The following is a 16,063-nucleotide window of genomic DNA, read 5'->3' as shown; positions in this document are numbered from 1 at the left end:
GTGCGAGGTTGTGGCGTGGTTCACGCCGCCGGCGGCCTCCGCCCCGGGGCGGCGGGAAAATTCGAATGCACCTGACCCGGACTCCGCCTATTTTGGCTGGTCTCCCCGCTCGGGGAGTCCCGGCGTCCGGCAACCGAGTCCTAGGAGATCCCATGACCTACGCGATCCAGGCGGACGGCCTGGAGAAGCGGTTCGGTGAGACCCGGGCGCTGGACGGCGTCTCCCTCACCGCCGAGAGCGGGACGGTCCTCGGCGTGCTGGGGCCGAACGGCGCCGGCAAGACGACCATGACCCGGATCCTCGCCACGCTGATCGAGCCGACCGGCGGCAGCGCCCGGGTCGCCGGTTTCGACGTGGTGAAGGACGCGCACAAGGTGCGGCAGCTGATCGGGCTGACCGGCCAGTACGCCGGGGTCGACGAGATGCTGACCGGCACCGAGAACCTCGTCCTGATCGGGCGGCTGCTCGGGCAGCCGCGCCGGGAGTCGCGGGCGCGGGCCGCCGAGCTGCTGGAGCGCTTCCAGCTGACCGACGCCGCCGAGCGCGCCGCCAAGACGTACTCGGGCGGCATGCGCCGCCGCCTCGACCTGGCGGCGAGCCTCGTCGGGCGCCCGCAGATCCTGTTCCTGGACGAGCCGACCACGGGCCTCGACCCGCGCAGCCGGAACGGGCTCTGGGACATCGTCCGCGGCCTCACCGACGACGGCGTCACCGTGCTGCTCACCACGCAGTACCTGGAGGAGGCCGACCAGCTGGCCGACGACATCATCGTCATCGACCGCGGCCAGGCCATCGCGCACGGCACGTCCGACATGCTGAAGGCCCAGGTCGGCGGGCAGGTGCTGGAGGTCAGGCCGGTCGACGCGGCGGACGTGGCGACGGTGGAGCGCATCGTCGGCGAGCTGGCCGAGGCCGTCCCGGAGGTCCGCGACGACCTGGTCAGCGCGCCGATCACCGACCCGCAGCTCATGCCGGCCGTGGTCCGCCGGCTCGACGAGGCGGGCGTCGCCGTCGGCGAGCTGTCGCTGCGCAAGTCCAGCCTGGACGAGGTGTTCTTCGCCCTCACCGGCCACCACACCGACGACATCGACGCCGAGGCCGGCGAGCTGGAGAAGCAGGCCGACAAGGAAGGTGCCTCCGCATGACCACCGCGACGCTCGCGCCGCAGGACCTGTCCAAGCGGGTCGCGCCGGCCACGGCCCTGCGCAACACGGTCACCCTGGCCTGGCGCAACCTGGTCCAGATCAAGCACAACCCGATGGAGCTGCTCGACCTGTCGATCCAGCCCATCATGTTCGTGCTGCTGTTCGCCTACGTGTTCGGCCCGCCGATGAAGGGCAGCGTCGAGGCGTACCTGCCGATCGTGATCCCCGGCATCATCGCCCAGAACGCCCTGTTCGCCGGGATGAGCACCGGGTTCGGGCTGAACACCGACATCACCAAGGGCGTGTTCGACCGGTTCCGGAGCCTGCCGATCGCGCGCAGCGCCCCGCTCGCGGGGCGGATCATCGCCGACACCGTCAAGCAGGCGTGGTCGATGACGATCCTGCTGCTCGTCGGGTTCGCGATCGGCTTCCGGGTGGAGACGAACGTCCTGGCGGTGCTCGGCGCCTTCCTGCTGCTGCTGACCTTCGCGATCCTGTTCTCCTGGACGTCGGTGTTCATCGCGATGAAGGTCAGCGAGCCGGAGAAGGTACAGATCTTCGGCTTCGTGGTGATCTTCCCGCTGAGCTTCCTCAGCACCGCGTTCATCCCGTCCACGGACGGGATCCCCGGCTGGCTGGCGTTCTGCATGGACAACAGCCCGGTCACGCAGCTGGTGGAGGCGATGCGCGGGCTGCTGGTCGGCGGCCCCGTCCTGGAGCACGCCTGGGTCGCGCTCGCGTGGGGCGTGGGCATCTCGCTGGTCTTCGTGCCCCTGTCGCTCCGCGCCTTCAAGCAGCGCGCCTGACCCGCGAGGGCGGCCGGGGACGGCGCAAGCCCGCACGGAGCGAAGCGAGGCCGGGCGCGGAGACGGCGGACGGCGGCACGAGGACGGGGCGACGGCGGCAGGGGGACGGCGCGAGCGGGCCGATTGACGGCATTGAGACGGCGCTGAGACGGCGGAAAGACAGCGCGAAGACGGCGGAAAGACGGCACGGAGACGAGGCCGCGCTTGGCTGCGGGCCAACAGTCCTCCGATCTGGGAGCCGTCCATGCCACTCACGCCGTCCATGCCGTCCATGCGATCGATCCGGGTCCTCGCCGCGCTGCTGACCGCCGGAGCCGCGCTCGCCGTCCCGCACCCGGCCTCCGCCGCCCCGGCCGACGCGGCGCCGCCCGCGGTCGGGCCCTCCCCGAGGGTCGCCGACCAGCGGACCGGCGCCACGTCGGCCGACCTGGCCGCCAAGCGCCCGCCGTGGACCAGGCTGCGCGCGCAGCACTCCAAGAAGTGCGTCGAGATCCCCGGCTGGTCCAAGAAGTCCGGGACCCGCGCCGACCAGTACACCTGCGTCAAGCAGGCGAACGAGCAGTGGGCCCTGTGGCTCGTCCAGGCGCCCGGCAGCGGCACCGTCCGCCACTACATCTACGCGATCCAGAACCGCAACAGCGGCCTGTGCCTGACCGTCGAGGGCACGAAGAACGGCAGCGCGATCAGGCAGCGGCAGTGCCGCAACGCCAAGTACGGCGACAACTACACGCCTCAGCTGTTCTGGTACACGCCGCTGCACCAGCTCATCAACCAGAAGGCGCGCAAGTGCACGGACATCGCGGGGGCGTCCAAGCGCAACGGCGCGCTGACCACCGTGTGGACCTGCAAGACGAGCAAGATGAACCAGCGGTTCTCCAACATCACCTGACGGACCGGCCCGCCCGGGTCGGCGCTCCCCCGGATGCCCCCGGGGGCCGATGTCGTCCAGAACGTGCTGGAACGGGAAACGCCCCGGAGGTGAGGGGTGACCGCCGGGGCGTTTCGCGTGGAACGGGTCAGGCCGCGTTCTGGTCGGCCTTGGCCTTCGCCTTGCCGTCCTCAAGCGCCGCGAGCTCGAAGTCGGCGCGCGGCTGCTCGATGGTCGCGAGCGAGACGGTCTCGCGCTTGAGGAACAGCGCGAGCGTCCAGTCCGCGATCACGCGGATCTTGCGGTTGAAGGTCGGGACCATCGCGCCGTGGTAGCTGCGGTGGAAGAACCACGCGGGCCAGCCCTTGAGCTTGATGCCGAGGGGGTTGGCCACGCCCTTGTGCAGGCCGAGGCCCGCGACGGCGCCGAGGTTGCCGTGCACGTAGGGCTTGAGCGCCTTGCCGCGCATCGACCGGACGATGTTGTCGCCGAGCAGCTTGGCCTGGCGGACCGCGTGCTGGGCGTTCGGCGGGCAGAACATGCCGTCCTCGGTGAGGTCCGGGATGGCGGCGTTGTCGCCCGCGGTGAACGCGCGGACGAGGCCCTCGATGGTGAGGTACTCGGTGCCCTTCACGCGGCCGCGCTCGTCCACCGGCAGGTCGCCGTTGCGCACGACCGGCGACGGCTTGACGCCCGCGTTCCACACGAGGGTCCCGGCCGGGAAGCTGCTGCCGTCCGACAGCTCGATCTGGCCGTCCACCGCCGACTGCAGGAAGGTGCTCATCTTCACCGCGATGCCGCGGCCGCGCAGCTGCTCGGCGGTCCACTTGCCCATGTCGGGGCCGACCTCGGGCAGGATGCGGTCGCTCGCCTCCACCAGGACGAACCGCAGGTCCTGCGGCGTGACCTTGCGCATGTACTTGGTGGCGTCGCGGGTCATGTCCTCCAGCTCGGCGACCGCCTCGACGCCGGCGAACCCGCCGCCGACGAACACGAAGGTCAGCGCCTTGCGGCGCAGCTCCACGTCGTCGGTCGACTCGGCGATCTCCAGCTGCTCCAGGACGTGGTTGCGCAGGTGGATGGCCTCGCCGACGGTCTTGAGGCTGATGCCGTGCTCGGCCAGTCCGGGGATCGGCAGCAGCCGCGGCACCGCGCCGGCCGCCATGACCAGGTAGTCGTAGGTGATCCGCTCCGGCGGCCCGGCCAGCGGCTGGACGATCGCCCATCGCTCGTCGTGGTTCAGCTCGGTCACGCGCGCCTTGCGGACGGTGCACTTCGGCAGCACCCGGCGCAGCGGGACGACGACGTGCCGCGGGGAGATGTTCCCGGCGGCGGCCTCGGGCAGGAACGGCTGGTACGTCATGTACGAGTTGGGGTCGACGACGGTGACCCTGACCTCGCCCCTCCGCAGCTCCCGCTTCAGCTTCTTCTGCAGGCGAAGAGCGGTGTACATGCCCACATAGCCGCCACCCACGATGAGGATGTGGGGAGCGCCGGGGGTCCCCTGGGCGGTCCTGGCCATTGCGGCCCTCCAATGTCACGGTCGGCTTGTGAAGACATTCACAAACTAGCGGATGGAACGTGCCGTTCACCAATCAAGAACCACGAAAGAACCGCCGAACTTCCCATTTCGGCAAAGGATGGGCCCCTCAGAGGTGTGAAACACGCCACTGCTTTACCGAAAAGAGGGTGGAGCGCAGCAATGCACGCATGACGAACGTCACAGGACGCCGCGCCGGGCTGGGCGTCCCGGAGGCGGGGCGAACGGCCCGTCCCACCCCGAGAAAACCCCTAAGGTTGGGGCGGACGAGGAAGGGGGCGCCGGCGGCGGGACGCACGCGGCCGACAAGCGGGGGCCGAGATGACGGCGATCCGGCGGCGCGCGGCGTACGATCTCGCCCGGGAGCGTATCGATGATGAGCAGAGATCGGCGTCCGGTCATGGCCGCGGCGGGCGCGCTCGCGCTCGCCGGGGCGCTGAGCGGCTGCGGGCTGATCGGCCAGCCCCAGAACAAGAGCGCGGAGCTGTCGGAGTGGTTCACCGTGACCAGCCCGGTCTTCCGCGATGGGCGCGAGTTGCCCCCGAGATACGGCTGCACGACGTACCCTGGCGGGCAGGGGAAGACCCCGCCGCTCCGGTGGTCGGGCACGCCGGCCGGCACCCGGTCGTTCGCGATCGTGATGGACGACCCGGACGCCTCCGGCGGCGCCAAGGTCCACTGGGTGATCGCGGGCATCGACGGAACCGTGAACGAGCTGGTCGAAGGCGCCCGGCTGGACCGGACCGTCGAGGGGTTGACCACCGGCAAGAAGGCGGGGTACGCGCCCCCGTGCCCGCCCAAGGGAGAGAAGCATCGGTACCGGTTCAGCATCTACGCGCTGGACGATCCGGCACCGTTCCAGAACGGCGCGGCGCTGAAGGACTCGCTCCCCGCGATCGCCGAGCACACGGTGGGGCGCGGGCGGATCACCGGGAACTTCGGCGGCGAGCAGGCGCGTTGACCGTGGAGCCCGAGGGCGCGGGGCCAGGGCGGGCGCCGCGGGGGCCGGAGCCGTGAGGGGCGTGCGGACCGGCCGAGTTGGCCGATCGGCATGCGCCATGTGAGGGTAAATGTGCGCGAAGGGTGTGACAACGGTCATAGCGGTCGGAGAGAATCGGGTTAAGCCAAGGCGGCGGAAACCCGTGACGATCCGGACGCTGGCGACAATCGGGACGGACCCGCGGTCCGCGCTGGCGACTCTCGCCGGGCCAAGGCATTGGGTGGTGGCATGACTTCTTACATCGTGGTCTTCGGCCTCATTGTGGTCGTCGTCCTCGTGGTCGTCCTCGTGGCCCTCGGCCTGCGGGCCAGCAGGGCGGGAGGCGATGACGACGACGACTGGATGGACGAGGAGCCGCAGAAGCAGCCGCGCGGCCGCCGGGGAGCCCCGCCGCAGGAGCAGATGGGCGGCCCCGACGAGTACGGCCCCGGTTACGACGAGGGCTACGACGGCGGCTACGACCGCGCCCCCGAGCCCGGTCCCGACCGCCGCGTCGCCGGCAGCGTCGGCAGCGTCGGCGGCCCGCTCGCCGCTCCGACCGCCGCGCCGGGTCCGTCCGCCCCGCCGCCACCGCCCCCGGGCCAGGCGTCCGACGAGATGGAGGACGACGACTACTGGGCGACGATCACCTTCGACAAGCCCAAGTTCCCCTGGCAGCAGAACGAGGGCGGCGCGCGGCCCGACACCGACCCGGCCGCCGACCCGCTGAACGCGCAGGGCCCCCCGCCCGAGCAGCCGGCCATCGAGCCGCCCGGGCTCACCCAGCCCGTCTCCCTGGGCGCCGACGGCACCGTCCTCAACGGCCTCGGCAGCGGCACCGGGCCGCAGCAGACGCCCCACGGCCCCGGCGGGTTCCAGGGCGGATCCCCGTTCCCGGGCGGCGATCCGGGCGCGACGTCACTCGACCCGATCCCGACCGACCTGGCCGGACCGGGCGCCCCCGGCGGCCCCGGCCCCCAGAACCCCTTCGGCGGCCCCGGCGCGCCCGAGCAGCCCGCGTACGGCGGGCCGGAGCCGCAGCCCGCGTACGGCTCCGCCGACTACGGCACCGGCGACCCGTCCTACGGCGGGCACGGCGGGCAGGACCAGTACGGAATGCAGGACCAGTACGGCGGCGGGCAGGACCAGTACGGCAGTGGCCAAGACCAGTACGGGAGCGGCCAAGACCAGTACGGCAAGGACCAGCCGCAGTACGGCATCCCCGAGCAGCCCCAGTACGGCTCCCAGGAGCCGTCCTACGGCGACTACACCTCCGACCCGCTCGGCGGCCGCCCGGCCGCGGGCCCGCCGCCCGGAGGCCGCCAGGACTACGACCTTCCGCTCGGCTCGTCCGGCGCCGGCGGGGCCCTCGGCAGCGACCCGCTCGGGCTGCCCATCGGCCGCCCGGAGGAGCCGCCCGCGCCGCCCGCGCCGCCGGCTCCCCCCGCCCCCGCCCCCGCCCCCGCCCCGGCCGCTCCGGCGGCGCACGGCGGCGGCTCTGACACCGACGGCCACAAGCTTCCGACCGTGGACGAGCTGCTCCAGCGCATCCAGACCGACCGGCAGCGGACCTCGGGCCCGCCCTCGCCGTCCGAAACGGGTGGCGGCTCCTACGGCGGCTCCCTGAACGACCCGCTGGGCGACCCCCTGGGCACCGGCTCCTACGGGACGACCCCGTCCGGCGGGCCGAGCACCGGCAACACCGGTCCGTGGCCGTCCGGCGGGCAGCAGGGCGGCGGCTCCGGCCAGGGGTACGACTCCGGGATCGGCGGGCCGCCCGGATACGGGCAGGGCCAGCAGAACGACGGTTACCCGACCGCCCCCGCCTACGGCGACTCGCAGCGCTACGACGACCCGCTCGGCGGCTTCGGCGGCGGCGCCGAGAGCAGCCCCGGAGGCACCGGGGCCTACGGCGACTTCAGCGGCAGCAGCTACAACGGCGGCGACCCGCTGGCCGCGCCCCACGACCAGGGCACCGGCGGCTACTCCGACCCGAACGCCACACAGGCGTACGGGTCCGGCTACTACGGCGGCGCGCCGCAGCAGGGCGGCTACCCGCCGCAGCAGCAGGGCGGCCAGCAGAACGACAACCCGCCGTACGGCTCCCAACAGCCCACCGACGACTGGGAGAACTACCGCCGCTGACCAAGCGCGCACGCGAACGAGGGCCGCCGGATTTCCGGCGGCCCTCGTTCGTGTCCAAAGGAACCCCCGCGCACATGATTGAATACCTTGTGTGACTTTTAAGCCACCGAGCGTGTCCACGCTCCGGCGAGATCTGCTCGCCTCGTTCGTCGTCTTCCTCGTGGCGATCCCGCTCTCGCTGGGCATCGCCGTCGCCTCCGGCGCACCCGTCGCGGCCGGGCTGATCGCCGCCGTCGTCGGCGGCATCGTCGCCGGCCTGATCGGCGGCTCGCCGCTCCAGGTGAGCGGGCCCGCCGCCGGCCTCACCGTCCTCGTCGCCGGCCTCGTGCAGACCTACGGCTGGCGCGCCACCTGCACGATCACCCTGCTCGCCGGCCTCCTGCAGATCGTGCTCGGCGCGAGCAGGGTCGCGCGCGCCGCCCTCGCCGTCTCCCCCGCCATCGTGCACGGGATGCTCGCCGGGGTCGGGGTCGTCATCGTCCTCGCCCAGGTCCACGTGGTCCTCGGCGGCAGCCCCCAGCAGTCGGCCGTCGCGAACCTGCGCGAACTGCCGGACCAGCTCGCGCACCCGCACACGCGGTCCGCGCTGGTGGCCGGGCTGACCGTGATCGTCGTGCTGGGCTGGTCCCGGCTGCCGAAGAGCGGGCCGCTGCGGCTCGTTCCGGGCCCGCTGCCCGCCGTCGCCCTGGCCACGGCCGTCGCCTGGGCCCTCGACTGGCGGGTGCCGCGCGTCGACCTGCCGTCCTCCCTGCTGGAAGGCTGGACCCTTCCGGTCATGCCGCAGGGGTCACTGTTCGGTATCACCGGCGCCGTCATCTCCGTGGCGCTCGTGGCCGCCGTCGAGTCCCTGCTGTGCAGCGTCGCGGTCGACCGCTCCCGCCCGGCCGGCGTCCCGGCCGCCGACCTCGACCGGGACCTGCTCGGCCAGGGCGCCGCGAACGCCGTGTCCGGACTGCTGGGCGGGCTGCCGATCACCGGCGTGATCGTCCGCAGCACCGCCAACATCGAGGCGGGCGGCCGCACGCGGCTGTCCCCCGTCCTGCACGGCGTCTGGGTCCTCGTCCTCGCCCTGGCCTGCGGGCCGCTCATCGAGCAGGTCCCGCTGGCGGCGCTCGCCGCGCTGCTGGTCGTGCTCGGCGTCCGGCTGGCCGACGTGTCCCGGGTCCGCGCCCTGCGCCACCACCGGGAGGCGCCCGCCTACTTCGTCACCCTCGGCGGCGTCGTGCTGTTCGGGCTCGGCGAGGGCGTCCTGCTCGGCATCGGCGTCATGGCGGTGCTGGCCCTGCGCCGGCTCACCCGGCTCTCGGTCCGGACGGAGCGGCTCGTGCCCGCTCCCGGCGACGCCCCCGCGCCGCCCCGCTGGCACGTGGTCGTCGAAGGCACGTTCACCTTCCTCGGCGTTCCCCGCGTGGCGCGCGCTCTCCAGCAGATTCCGCCGGACGGCAGCGTCGACCTGGACCTCAACGTCGACTTCATGGACCACGCCGCGTTCGACGCCGTCCACCGGTGGCGGCTCGCCCACGAACGCCAAGGGGGGAGGGTCGACATCGACGAGGTTCATGAGGCTTGGTATGAAAGAGCTGTGACAGGCGATATGTCCCAACCGGCCAAGACTCCGCCCCCGGCCCGCTGGTGGGCCCCCTGGGGGAACCGGCGGCGGCGGTCCGAGACCGAGCTGGACGCACCCGAGACGTCCCCCGCGGCCGTCCTGCTGGACGGCGTCCGCGAGTACCACGGGCGCACGGCCCCGCTCGTCCGCCCGATCATGGCCGAGCTGGCGATGGAGCAGAAACCCCAGCATCTGTTCATCACCTGCGTCGACTCGCGCATCGTGCCCAACATCATCACCGCGAGCGGCCCCGGCGACCTGTTCATCAACCGCAACGTGGGCGCCCTGGTGCCGCGGCACGGCTCCCGGACGCCCGACGACTCGGTGTCGGCCACCGTCGAGTACGCCGTCAACGTGCTGGACATCAAGACCATCACGGTCTGCGGCCACTCCAACTGCGGCGCGATGGCCGCGCTGCTCGCGGGCGGCACCGAGGTCGAGCACCTGGAGAGCCTGTCGCGCTGGCTGAAGCACGGCAACCACAGCCTCGCCCGCTTCCTCGCCGAGGACCAGCCGGGCGACGAGCCGCCCCTCGCCCGCCTCTGCAAGATCAACGTGATGCAGCAGCTCGACAACCTGCTGACCTACCCGTGGCTCCGGGAGCGGGTCGGGTCCGGCGACATCGAGCTGGTCGGCCTCTACCTCGACCTCGGCTCCGCCACCGTCGAGGTCTTCGACCCGGCCGGCGGCGCCTTCGTCCCCGTCCCGGACGAGGCGCCGCGGACCCGGTCCCTCACCTGAGAACGCGCGGGTCGTCCCCCCGGCGGGACGGCCCGCGCTCCCGGTTCTACCAGCGCCCGACGAGCTCGTCCTCGCCGCGCGTGTAGCTGCGTACGTACATCCCCGTGACCTTGCGCGCCCGGCGCGCGCGCCGGTCCGTCGCCGGAAGGAACAGCGCGTCGCGCCGGCTGGCGCGCGAGAAGTCCCACAGGTACACCAGGCCTCCCAGCACTCCGGCGAGCACCAGGCCCACGAACACGATGATGATCATCATCGCTCCTCTCCACGGGACTCCAGCACCCCGGCCCCGCCGCCGTCACCGATCAGGGCGATCAGCTCTTACCAGAACGGTAAGCGCCCCGTATGAAGCTCTCTGTGTCCCATGACCTGTTTCGAGAGAGTCTCTGTCCCCAACGGCACGCGCCCGGTTGCCGAGGCACGGCGTTCCCGGACGGTAGCGGTGAATAGTCATGGCCCCGGACGAGGTCCGCGGCCCGACCGCAACGAAGGAGGTCCCTCGATGGCCAAAAAAGTGATCAGCTTCCGGCGCGGCGCCGGCGGCGAGGAGGCCACCGTCAGTGATGACGGCAAGACCACCACGTACTCCGACGGGACGCAGCGCGTCCGTCCGCAGGACGGCGCGTCGCCCGAGCCCCTGGAGCCGAACGCCGTCAGCGTCACGAACAACCCCGGCGGCGAGCGGGTCCACGTCAGCGAGGACGGCAAGACCACCACGTACCCCGACGGCTCGAAGATGATCCGGCCGTAGGGCGAGGCGGATCCGCCAGGGGAGACCGCGCGGGCCCGGACAACGGGTTCGAAGCGGCGTCCCCGACCCAGCACCATTGGGGCCCGGCCACCACCGGGCCCCACCTCCGCAGCCCGCCGCAGGTCGGGGAGATGGGGGGCGGACGAGTCGGCCTGTAAGCCGGGTTTTGTGTCCGTCGTCCCTTGCGGGGCGGCGGGTGACGGCCATCCATCTCGGGCCGCCGTTGCCGGCGGTCTCCAGCGGTCTACCCGCAGGCTCGGGCGGGCCGCCCTCAGGCACCTGCGCGGGGCCTCTTGCGGGGCCCCTTCTTGACCTTGCTCCGGGTGGGGTTTACCTAGCCGCCCACGTCACCGTGGGCGCTGGTGAGCTCTTACCTCACCGTTTCACCCTTACCACCGGCGGACCGGTGGCGGTCTGCTTTCTGTGGCACTGTCCCGCGGGTCACCCCGGGTCGGCGTTACCGACCACCCTGCCCTGTGGAGCCCGGACTTTCCTCGACGGGGATCGCTCCCCGACGCGGCCGTCCGGCCGGCTCGTCCGCCGTCCACCAAGATTAGCGGGTGCGCGAGCCGACTCGCGAACCTACGGGAGGGCGTTCAGGGCTTCGCGCAGGCGGGAGTCGGGGACGGCGTGGTCCTGCGTCCGTCCGGAGAGATGGCGGTCGTAGGCGGTCATGTCGAAGTGGCCGCGGCCGCAGAGGGCGGTCAGGATGACCTCGGGTTCGCCCGTCTCGGCGCAGCGGCGGGCCTCCTCGACGACGGCGGCCAGGGCGTGGGTGGGTTCGGGGGCCGGGACGACGCCCTCCGTGCGGGCGAACAGGACGCCGGCCTGGAGGCATTCGCGCTGGTGTTTGGCGGTGGCCTCGAAGACGCCCAGGTCGTACATGTGGGAGAGCAGCGGCGCCGTTCGAGGCGGTGCGCGCGGATGAGCGGGGTGGGCCGCCAGAGCCGGTAGACGTCCCGGACGTCCTCGGGGACGTCGACGAAGCGCTCGCCGCTGACCTCCTGGGCGACGAGGTCCGCGGGGAACAGCGGGGCCAGGTCGTCCGGCCCGACCGGCTCGCGCGTCCCCGGGTGCAGCGGCGGGGGCGGCGGCGCGGGCAGGTCGGGGACGACGTTGTACCAGCGGCGCGGAAGCCTCGACTCGTCCAGCAGGATCTTCGTGGTCACGGTCCCCTCCCTCGTCGCAGGGTAGGGGCCGGAACCGGGAAGAACAGTGGTCAGGCGGGTAGGTGATGGGTGTCGTTGAAGGCACGCAGGGTCGCCGGGCCGTCGGCGTACCAGTCGATGGACGTCAGCGCCGCCACGTCGAGGTGCATCCGGTACAGGGACGACATGGGCGCGCCCAGGGCGTCCCTGACGAGGAGCTTGATCGGGGTGACGTGCGAGACGACCAGGACCGTCTGCTCGCGGTAGCGGACCTTCAGCTTGTCCAGGGCGGTGCGGACGCGGCGGGACACCTGGGCGAAGCTCTCCCCGCCGGGCGGGGCCGCTTCGGGGTCGGCCAGCCACGCCTTCAGCTCGGCGGGCCAGGCCCTGCCCGCCTCGGCGAACGTGAGGCCCTCCCAGTCGCCGAAGTCGGTCTCCCGGAGGCCGTCCTCGACCCGGACGTCCAGGCCGGTGACGGCGGCGACCTCGGCCGCGGTGTCGCGGCAGCGGGACAAGGGCGAGGTGACGATCGCGTCGATCCCGCGGTCCTTGAGGGCGAGCGCCGCGGCGCGGGCCTGGGCGAGGCCGTGCGGGGTGAGCGGGACGGGGCCGATCCCGGCGAACCGCTTCTCGATCGACAGGGGCGTCTCGCCGTGCCGGAGCAGGAGCGTCGTCGTCGGCGTGGACGAGGCGGGCAGGGGCGGCGGCTCGGGCTCCCCGGGCGCCTCCTCGACCTTGCGGGTCCAGTTCTCGCCGCGGGCGGCGGCGTCCATGGCCTCGTTGGCGAGCCGGTCGGCGTGCGCGTTGCGGTTGCGCGGGATCCAGCCGTAGGACACCGAGCCCAGCGCGGCGGCCAGCTCGCGGGCCTCCAGCGCCAGCGGCACCATGTCCGGGTGCTTGATCTTCCAGCGGCCCGACATCTGCTCCACGACGAGCTTGGAGTCCATCCGGACCTCGACGCGGGCCGACGGGTCGACCCCGGCGGCCGCCGCGAGCCCGGCGATCAGCCCCCGGTACTCGGCGACGTTGTTGGTGGCGTGCCCGATCGACTCGGCGACCTCCGCGAGCACCTCGCCGGTCAGCGCGTCGCGGACGAGGGCCCCGTACCCGGCGGGCCCGGGGTTGCCGCGCGAGCCCCCGTCCGCCTCGACGACCAGCTTCCGGCCGGCGCTCACAGACCCGACTCGGGCGTCCGGACGAGGATGCGGCGGCACTCCTCGCAGCGGATGACCTCGTCCTCGGCGGCGGCCCGGATGCGGTTCAGGTCGACGGTGTTCAGCGCGAGGTGGCAGCCCTGGCAGGCGCCGCGGTACAGCTTGGCCGCGCCGACGCCGCCGAACTGGCCGCGCAGCTTCTCGTAGAGGCCGAGCAGGTCGTCCGGGACGTCCTTGGCGACGGCGGTGCGCGCGGCGCTCGACGTCCCCGCCTCGTCGTCGATGTCGCGCTGGGCGGCGTCGCGGCGCTCGGCGAGCGCGGCCAGCTCGTCGGTCGCGCCGGACCGCTCGGCGTTCAGCGCGGCGACCCGGCCCTCGGCCTCCTCGGTCCGCTCCATGATCTCCAGCACGACCTCCTCCAGGTCGGACTGGCGGCGCTGCAGCGACTCGATCTCGGCCTGCAGGCTGCTGAGGTCCTTCGCGGAGGTCACCTGCCCCGAGTCCAGCCGCTTCTGGTCGCGGTCGGCGCGGGTGCGGACCTGGTCGACGTCCTGCTCGGCCTTCTTCTGCTCGCGCCGCAGGTCGCCGACCTCCGTCTCGGCCGCCACGATCGCGTCGCGCAGCTCGGTCAGCCGGCCCTCCAGCCGCTCGATCTCCGCCAGCTCGGGCAGCGTGCGGCGGCGGTGCGCCAGGCGGTCGAGCGAGCTGTCGAGGTCCTGCAGGTCGATCAGGCGAAGCTGGGCTTGCGGTGCGGCTTTCACTTTGCTCCTTCGTCGTGAAGGGTCCACGCGTCGGTGACGAGCGTGGACACCCGTGTCTCCAACTTGCCGGCTTCCTGGGACGACCCGGCCAGGCGCCGCTCGACGTCGGCGAGCCAGGGCCACTCCGTCGCCCAGTGCGCGGCGTCCACCAGGGCAGGGCCGCCCTGCTCGGTGAACTCCGACGCGGGGTGGTGCCGCAGATCGGCGGTGAGGTAGACGTCGACGCCGGCCGCCTGGGCGGTGCCGAGCAGGGAGTCGCCCGCACCACCGCAGACCGCGACGGTGCGGACGGGGCGGTCCGGGTCGCCGGACGCCCGCACCCCCCAGGCGGTGGACGGCAGCCCGGCCGCGGCGCGGCGGGTGAACTCCCGCAGCGCGACGGGCTCGTCCAGCTCCCCGATCCGGCCGAGGCCGCGGCGCGGGTCGTCGTCGGCGGGGACCATCGGGCGCAGCTCCCCGGTGAGCCCGACGGCCCGCGCCAGCGCGTCCGACACGCCCGGGACGGCCCGGTCGGCGTTGGTGTGCGCGGTGTGCAGCGCGATCCCGTTCCTGATCATGCGGTGGACGAGCCGGCCCTTGGGCGTGGTGGCGGCGACCGAATGCACGCCGCGCAACAGCAGCGGATGGTGGGTGACCACGAGGTCGGCCTCCCACTCCAGCGCCTCGTCGATCACGGCGCCGACGGGGTCGACCGCGAACAGCACCCGTCCCACCTCCTGGCCGGGGTCGCCGCAGACGAGGCCGACGGCGTCCCAGGACTCCGCCCACGCGGGCGGGTAGAGCTCCTCCAGAGCGGAGATGACGTGGGATAGGCGCACGTCCCGCAGGCTACCGCGCCTGGGCGCTCCCAACGAGCCACCGAGCGTCACCCCGAGACGCCGAGGTCTGTAACGATATGGGACGGGACAGTGCACGACCGAGGGAGGAACGCCATGTCGGCCGCCGGCGCCGCCGCGGAACCGGAGCCCATCAAGCCCGTCCACCCCGTCGAACCTAAGGCGGAACGTCCGTACATGCCGGGTTACGGCATCCAGGGACCGCACGAGGGAAGCGGCCTGCTGCCGTGGTCCTGGGCGGTGGAGCGGCTGCGGGCCGCCCGCAACTTCTGGGTGTGCACGGTACGGCCGGACGGGCGCCCCCACGCCATGCCGGTCTGGGGCGCCTGGTCAGGGGAGGCACTGCTGTTCAGCAGCGCGGTGCCGTCCCGCAAGATGGTGAACCTGCGGCTGAACCCACAGGTCACGGTCACCACCGAGGAGGCCGAGAACCCCGTGGTCATCGAGGGCCGCGCCGAGATCGTCACCGAGCAGCGGGAGCTCCAGCGGTTCATCGACCTGGTCAACTCCAAGTACGCCACGCGCTATCGTGTCGATTTCCTGGACCCGGAGGTGAACGCCACCGTCGCGGTGCGGCCACAGTCGGTGTTCGGGCTACGCCAGGGAGACTTCACCGGTTCTCCCACCCGGTGGTCGTTCGTAACCTGAAAGTCTGCCGGGATCATTCTGGAGACTCATCGCGTTGGAGAGTGTGTGAAGCCACCCTTTCGCCGCCGCAAGCGCGTCAAGGGCCGTCCGATGGGCACCCGCCCGGAGGCGGCCGAGCCGGAGACCATCGAGTGGCCCCGCGAGGGGACGGGCAAGTCGTCCCTGATGGGGGCCATCAGGGGCGACGGTGAGACCGGCGCCGGCTTCGGCGGCGGCATGTTCGAGGACCTCGCCTCCGCCTTCGAGGGCTCCAAGAAGGTCAAGCAGGAGGAGCAGGAGCGGCAGAAGGTGCTGCGCCAAGACGACCACGAGCAGACCGGATCCGGCGGTGTCCGCGACGACCTGGAGTCCGGCAAGATCCGGATCCGCCGCACCCCGCCGCCCGGGTGACGCCGCCGGAACGCTCTCGAACACAAGTTCGAATCCGGGTTATCCTGCCCTCGTGAGCACCTACGTTCCGCCCGGCTGGCCCTCGCAGGTGCATCCACCGGGCACCGACCGCTTCGTGGACACGGCGCTCGCCTGGCTGCTGGAACTCGTCCCGCCCGAGTACCGGCGCTACGGCGTCCTGCGCCGCTATCCCATCGCCCTCGCCCGCATGGCCCGCCACCACGTCCACGCGTCCGTGGAGGCGGCCCGGGAGGGCTTCCGCACCGCTCGCGTCGATCTCGGGGACGTCGTCCCCCCGCACGGCGTCGAGTCCGTCCTGGACGCCTACCGCCGCGAGGGCGCGCGCCTCGTCTCGCTCCTCCAGGGGATCGAGCTCGTCGAGACGGCCCTGCGCGGCCTCGCCGAGCCGGACGATCCCGCCCATCGCCGCCCCTTCACCCCCAAGCTGTGACCACCGTGTTGACGCTGTGTCGCGGCGTGCGCAAGCCTTGATCTGTTCTGGGTAGCCGACACGACCCTGGTCTTCTGGAACTCCTGCTCTCTCG

At 72.6% G+C, this 16,063-nt stretch carries 16 protein-coding genes and 1 other RNA gene; 10 read left to right on the top strand and 7 right to left on the bottom strand.

Annotated features, from left to right (window positions below; genetic code table 11):
* The first annotated feature begins 152 nt into the window (after positions 1 to 152).
* From ACQEU6_RS42365 to ACQEU6_RS42355, 3 genes are all read left to right on the top strand, one after another.
* Positions 153 to 1,145 carry an ATP-binding cassette domain-containing protein gene (locus ACQEU6_RS42365; RefSeq protein ID WP_499339429.1) on the top strand — a complete coding sequence of 331 codons (993 nt, stop codon included), beginning with the start codon at positions 153 to 155 and terminating at the stop codon, positions 1,143 to 1,145.
* Positions 1,142 to 1,951 (top strand): ABC transporter permease, encoded by an 810-nt coding sequence (locus tag ACQEU6_RS42360; protein ID WP_499339427.1) that lies wholly within the window; start codon positions 1,142 to 1,144, stop codon positions 1,949 to 1,951. Before ACQEU6_RS42365 ends, ACQEU6_RS42360 begins: the two co-directional genes overlap by 4 nt.
* Positions 1,952 to 2,195: 244 nt before the next feature.
* Complete coding sequence (locus tag ACQEU6_RS42355; RefSeq protein ID WP_499339425.1) at positions 2,196 to 2,840, top strand: RICIN domain-containing protein; 645 nt, start codon at positions 2,196 to 2,198, stop codon at positions 2,838 to 2,840.
* Positions 2,841 to 2,967: 127 nt separating this feature from the next.
* Here the strand turns inward: ACQEU6_RS42355 and ACQEU6_RS42350 are convergent, their stop codons facing one another.
* On the bottom strand, positions 2,968 to 4,341 hold the full coding sequence (locus ACQEU6_RS42350) for an NAD(P)/FAD-dependent oxidoreductase (RefSeq protein WP_499339424.1): 1,374 nt from the start codon (positions 4,339 to 4,341) through the stop codon (positions 2,968 to 2,970).
* Positions 4,342 to 4,732: 391 nt separating this feature from the next.
* Between ACQEU6_RS42350 and ACQEU6_RS42345 the strand changes: the two genes are divergently transcribed.
* The 3 genes from ACQEU6_RS42345 (at position 4,733) to ACQEU6_RS42335 (ending at position 9,833) form a co-directional block, all read left to right on the top strand.
* On the top strand, positions 4,733 to 5,320 hold the full coding sequence (locus tag ACQEU6_RS42345; RefSeq protein WP_499339423.1) for a YbhB/YbcL family Raf kinase inhibitor-like protein: 588 nt from the start codon (positions 4,733 to 4,735) through the stop codon (positions 5,318 to 5,320).
* A 267-nt stretch (positions 5,321 to 5,587) separates the two neighbouring features.
* Positions 5,588 to 7,483: a hypothetical protein gene (locus tag ACQEU6_RS42340; RefSeq protein ID WP_499339422.1), complete on the top strand. Its 1,896-nt coding sequence runs from the start codon at positions 5,588 to 5,590 to the stop codon at positions 7,481 to 7,483.
* 112 nt (positions 7,484 to 7,595) lie between these two features.
* Positions 7,596 to 9,833 (top strand): SulP family inorganic anion transporter, encoded by a 2,238-nt coding sequence (locus ACQEU6_RS42335; protein WP_499339421.1) that lies wholly within the window; start codon positions 7,596 to 7,598, stop codon positions 9,831 to 9,833.
* Positions 9,834 to 9,879: 46 nt separating this feature from the next.
* Here the strand turns inward: ACQEU6_RS42335 and ACQEU6_RS42330 are convergent, their stop codons facing one another.
* Positions 9,880 to 10,086, bottom strand: a complete 207-nt coding sequence (locus ACQEU6_RS42330; RefSeq protein ID WP_499339420.1) for a hypothetical protein — start codon at positions 10,084 to 10,086, stop codon at positions 9,880 to 9,882.
* Between the two features lie 246 nt (positions 10,087 to 10,332).
* On the opposite strand from ACQEU6_RS42330, the gene ACQEU6_RS42325 reads away from it, so the two are divergent.
* Positions 10,333 to 10,581 carry a hypothetical protein gene (locus ACQEU6_RS42325; protein WP_499339419.1) on the top strand — a complete coding sequence of 83 codons (249 nt, stop codon included), beginning with the start codon at positions 10,333 to 10,335 and terminating at the stop codon, positions 10,579 to 10,581.
* A gap of 139 nt (positions 10,582 to 10,720) precedes the next feature.
* Here the strand turns inward: ACQEU6_RS42325 and rnpB are convergent.
* The 5 genes from rnpB to ACQEU6_RS42300 form a co-directional block, all read right to left on the bottom strand.
* Positions 10,721 to 11,117: RNase P RNA component class A (rnpB, locus tag ACQEU6_RS42320), an RNA gene on the bottom strand.
* 46 nt (positions 11,118 to 11,163) lie between these two features.
* The gene (locus tag ACQEU6_RS42315; RefSeq protein WP_499339418.1) at positions 11,164 to 11,466 is read right to left on the bottom strand and encodes a hypothetical protein; all 303 of its coding nucleotides are present in this window, start codon (positions 11,464 to 11,466) and stop codon (positions 11,164 to 11,166) included.
* Between the two features lie 334 nt (positions 11,467 to 11,800).
* On the bottom strand, positions 11,801 to 12,904 hold the full coding sequence (locus ACQEU6_RS42310; protein WP_499339416.1) for a bifunctional RNase H/acid phosphatase: 1,104 nt from the start codon (positions 12,902 to 12,904) through the stop codon (positions 11,801 to 11,803).
* On the bottom strand, positions 12,901 to 13,644 hold the full coding sequence (locus ACQEU6_RS42305; RefSeq protein ID WP_499339415.1) for a zinc ribbon domain-containing protein: 744 nt from the start codon (positions 13,642 to 13,644) through the stop codon (positions 12,901 to 12,903). Before ACQEU6_RS42305 ends, ACQEU6_RS42310 begins: the two co-directional genes overlap by 4 nt.
* Positions 13,641 to 14,462, bottom strand: coding sequence for a Nif3-like dinuclear metal center hexameric protein (locus ACQEU6_RS42300; RefSeq protein ID WP_499339413.1), 822 nt, complete (start codon positions 14,460 to 14,462; stop codon positions 13,641 to 13,643). The genes ACQEU6_RS42305 and ACQEU6_RS42300 overlap by 4 nt, the downstream gene beginning before the upstream one ends.
* A gap of 114 nt (positions 14,463 to 14,576) precedes the next feature.
* Between ACQEU6_RS42300 and ACQEU6_RS42295 the strand changes: the two genes are divergently transcribed.
* Genes ACQEU6_RS42295 through ACQEU6_RS42285 form a run of 3 tightly spaced genes read left to right on the top strand, consistent with a single transcriptional unit; the run spans position 14,577 to position 15,969 of the window.
* Positions 14,577 to 15,128: a pyridoxamine 5'-phosphate oxidase family protein gene (locus tag ACQEU6_RS42295; protein ID WP_499339412.1), complete on the top strand. Its 552-nt coding sequence runs from the start codon at positions 14,577 to 14,579 to the stop codon at positions 15,126 to 15,128.
* 45 nt (positions 15,129 to 15,173) lie between these two features.
* Positions 15,174 to 15,518 carry a DUF6191 domain-containing protein gene (locus tag ACQEU6_RS42290; RefSeq protein WP_499339411.1) on the top strand — a complete coding sequence of 115 codons (345 nt, stop codon included), beginning with the start codon at positions 15,174 to 15,176 and terminating at the stop codon, positions 15,516 to 15,518.
* 52 nt (positions 15,519 to 15,570) lie between these two features.
* Positions 15,571 to 15,969: a hypothetical protein gene (locus ACQEU6_RS42285; RefSeq protein ID WP_185026136.1), complete on the top strand. Its 399-nt coding sequence runs from the start codon at positions 15,571 to 15,573 to the stop codon at positions 15,967 to 15,969.
* Positions 15,970 to 16,063: the final 94 nt, after the last annotated feature.

Origin of the sequence: Spirillospora sp. CA-108201, from assembly GCF_050936235.1 — a bacterium.
In the GTDB taxonomy this organism is placed as follows: domain Bacteria; phylum Actinomycetota; class Actinomycetes; order Streptosporangiales; family Streptosporangiaceae; genus Spirillospora.
The sequence above is the reverse complement of the archived record's forward strand: the minus strand, read 5'-3'. Positions and strand labels throughout refer to the sequence as shown.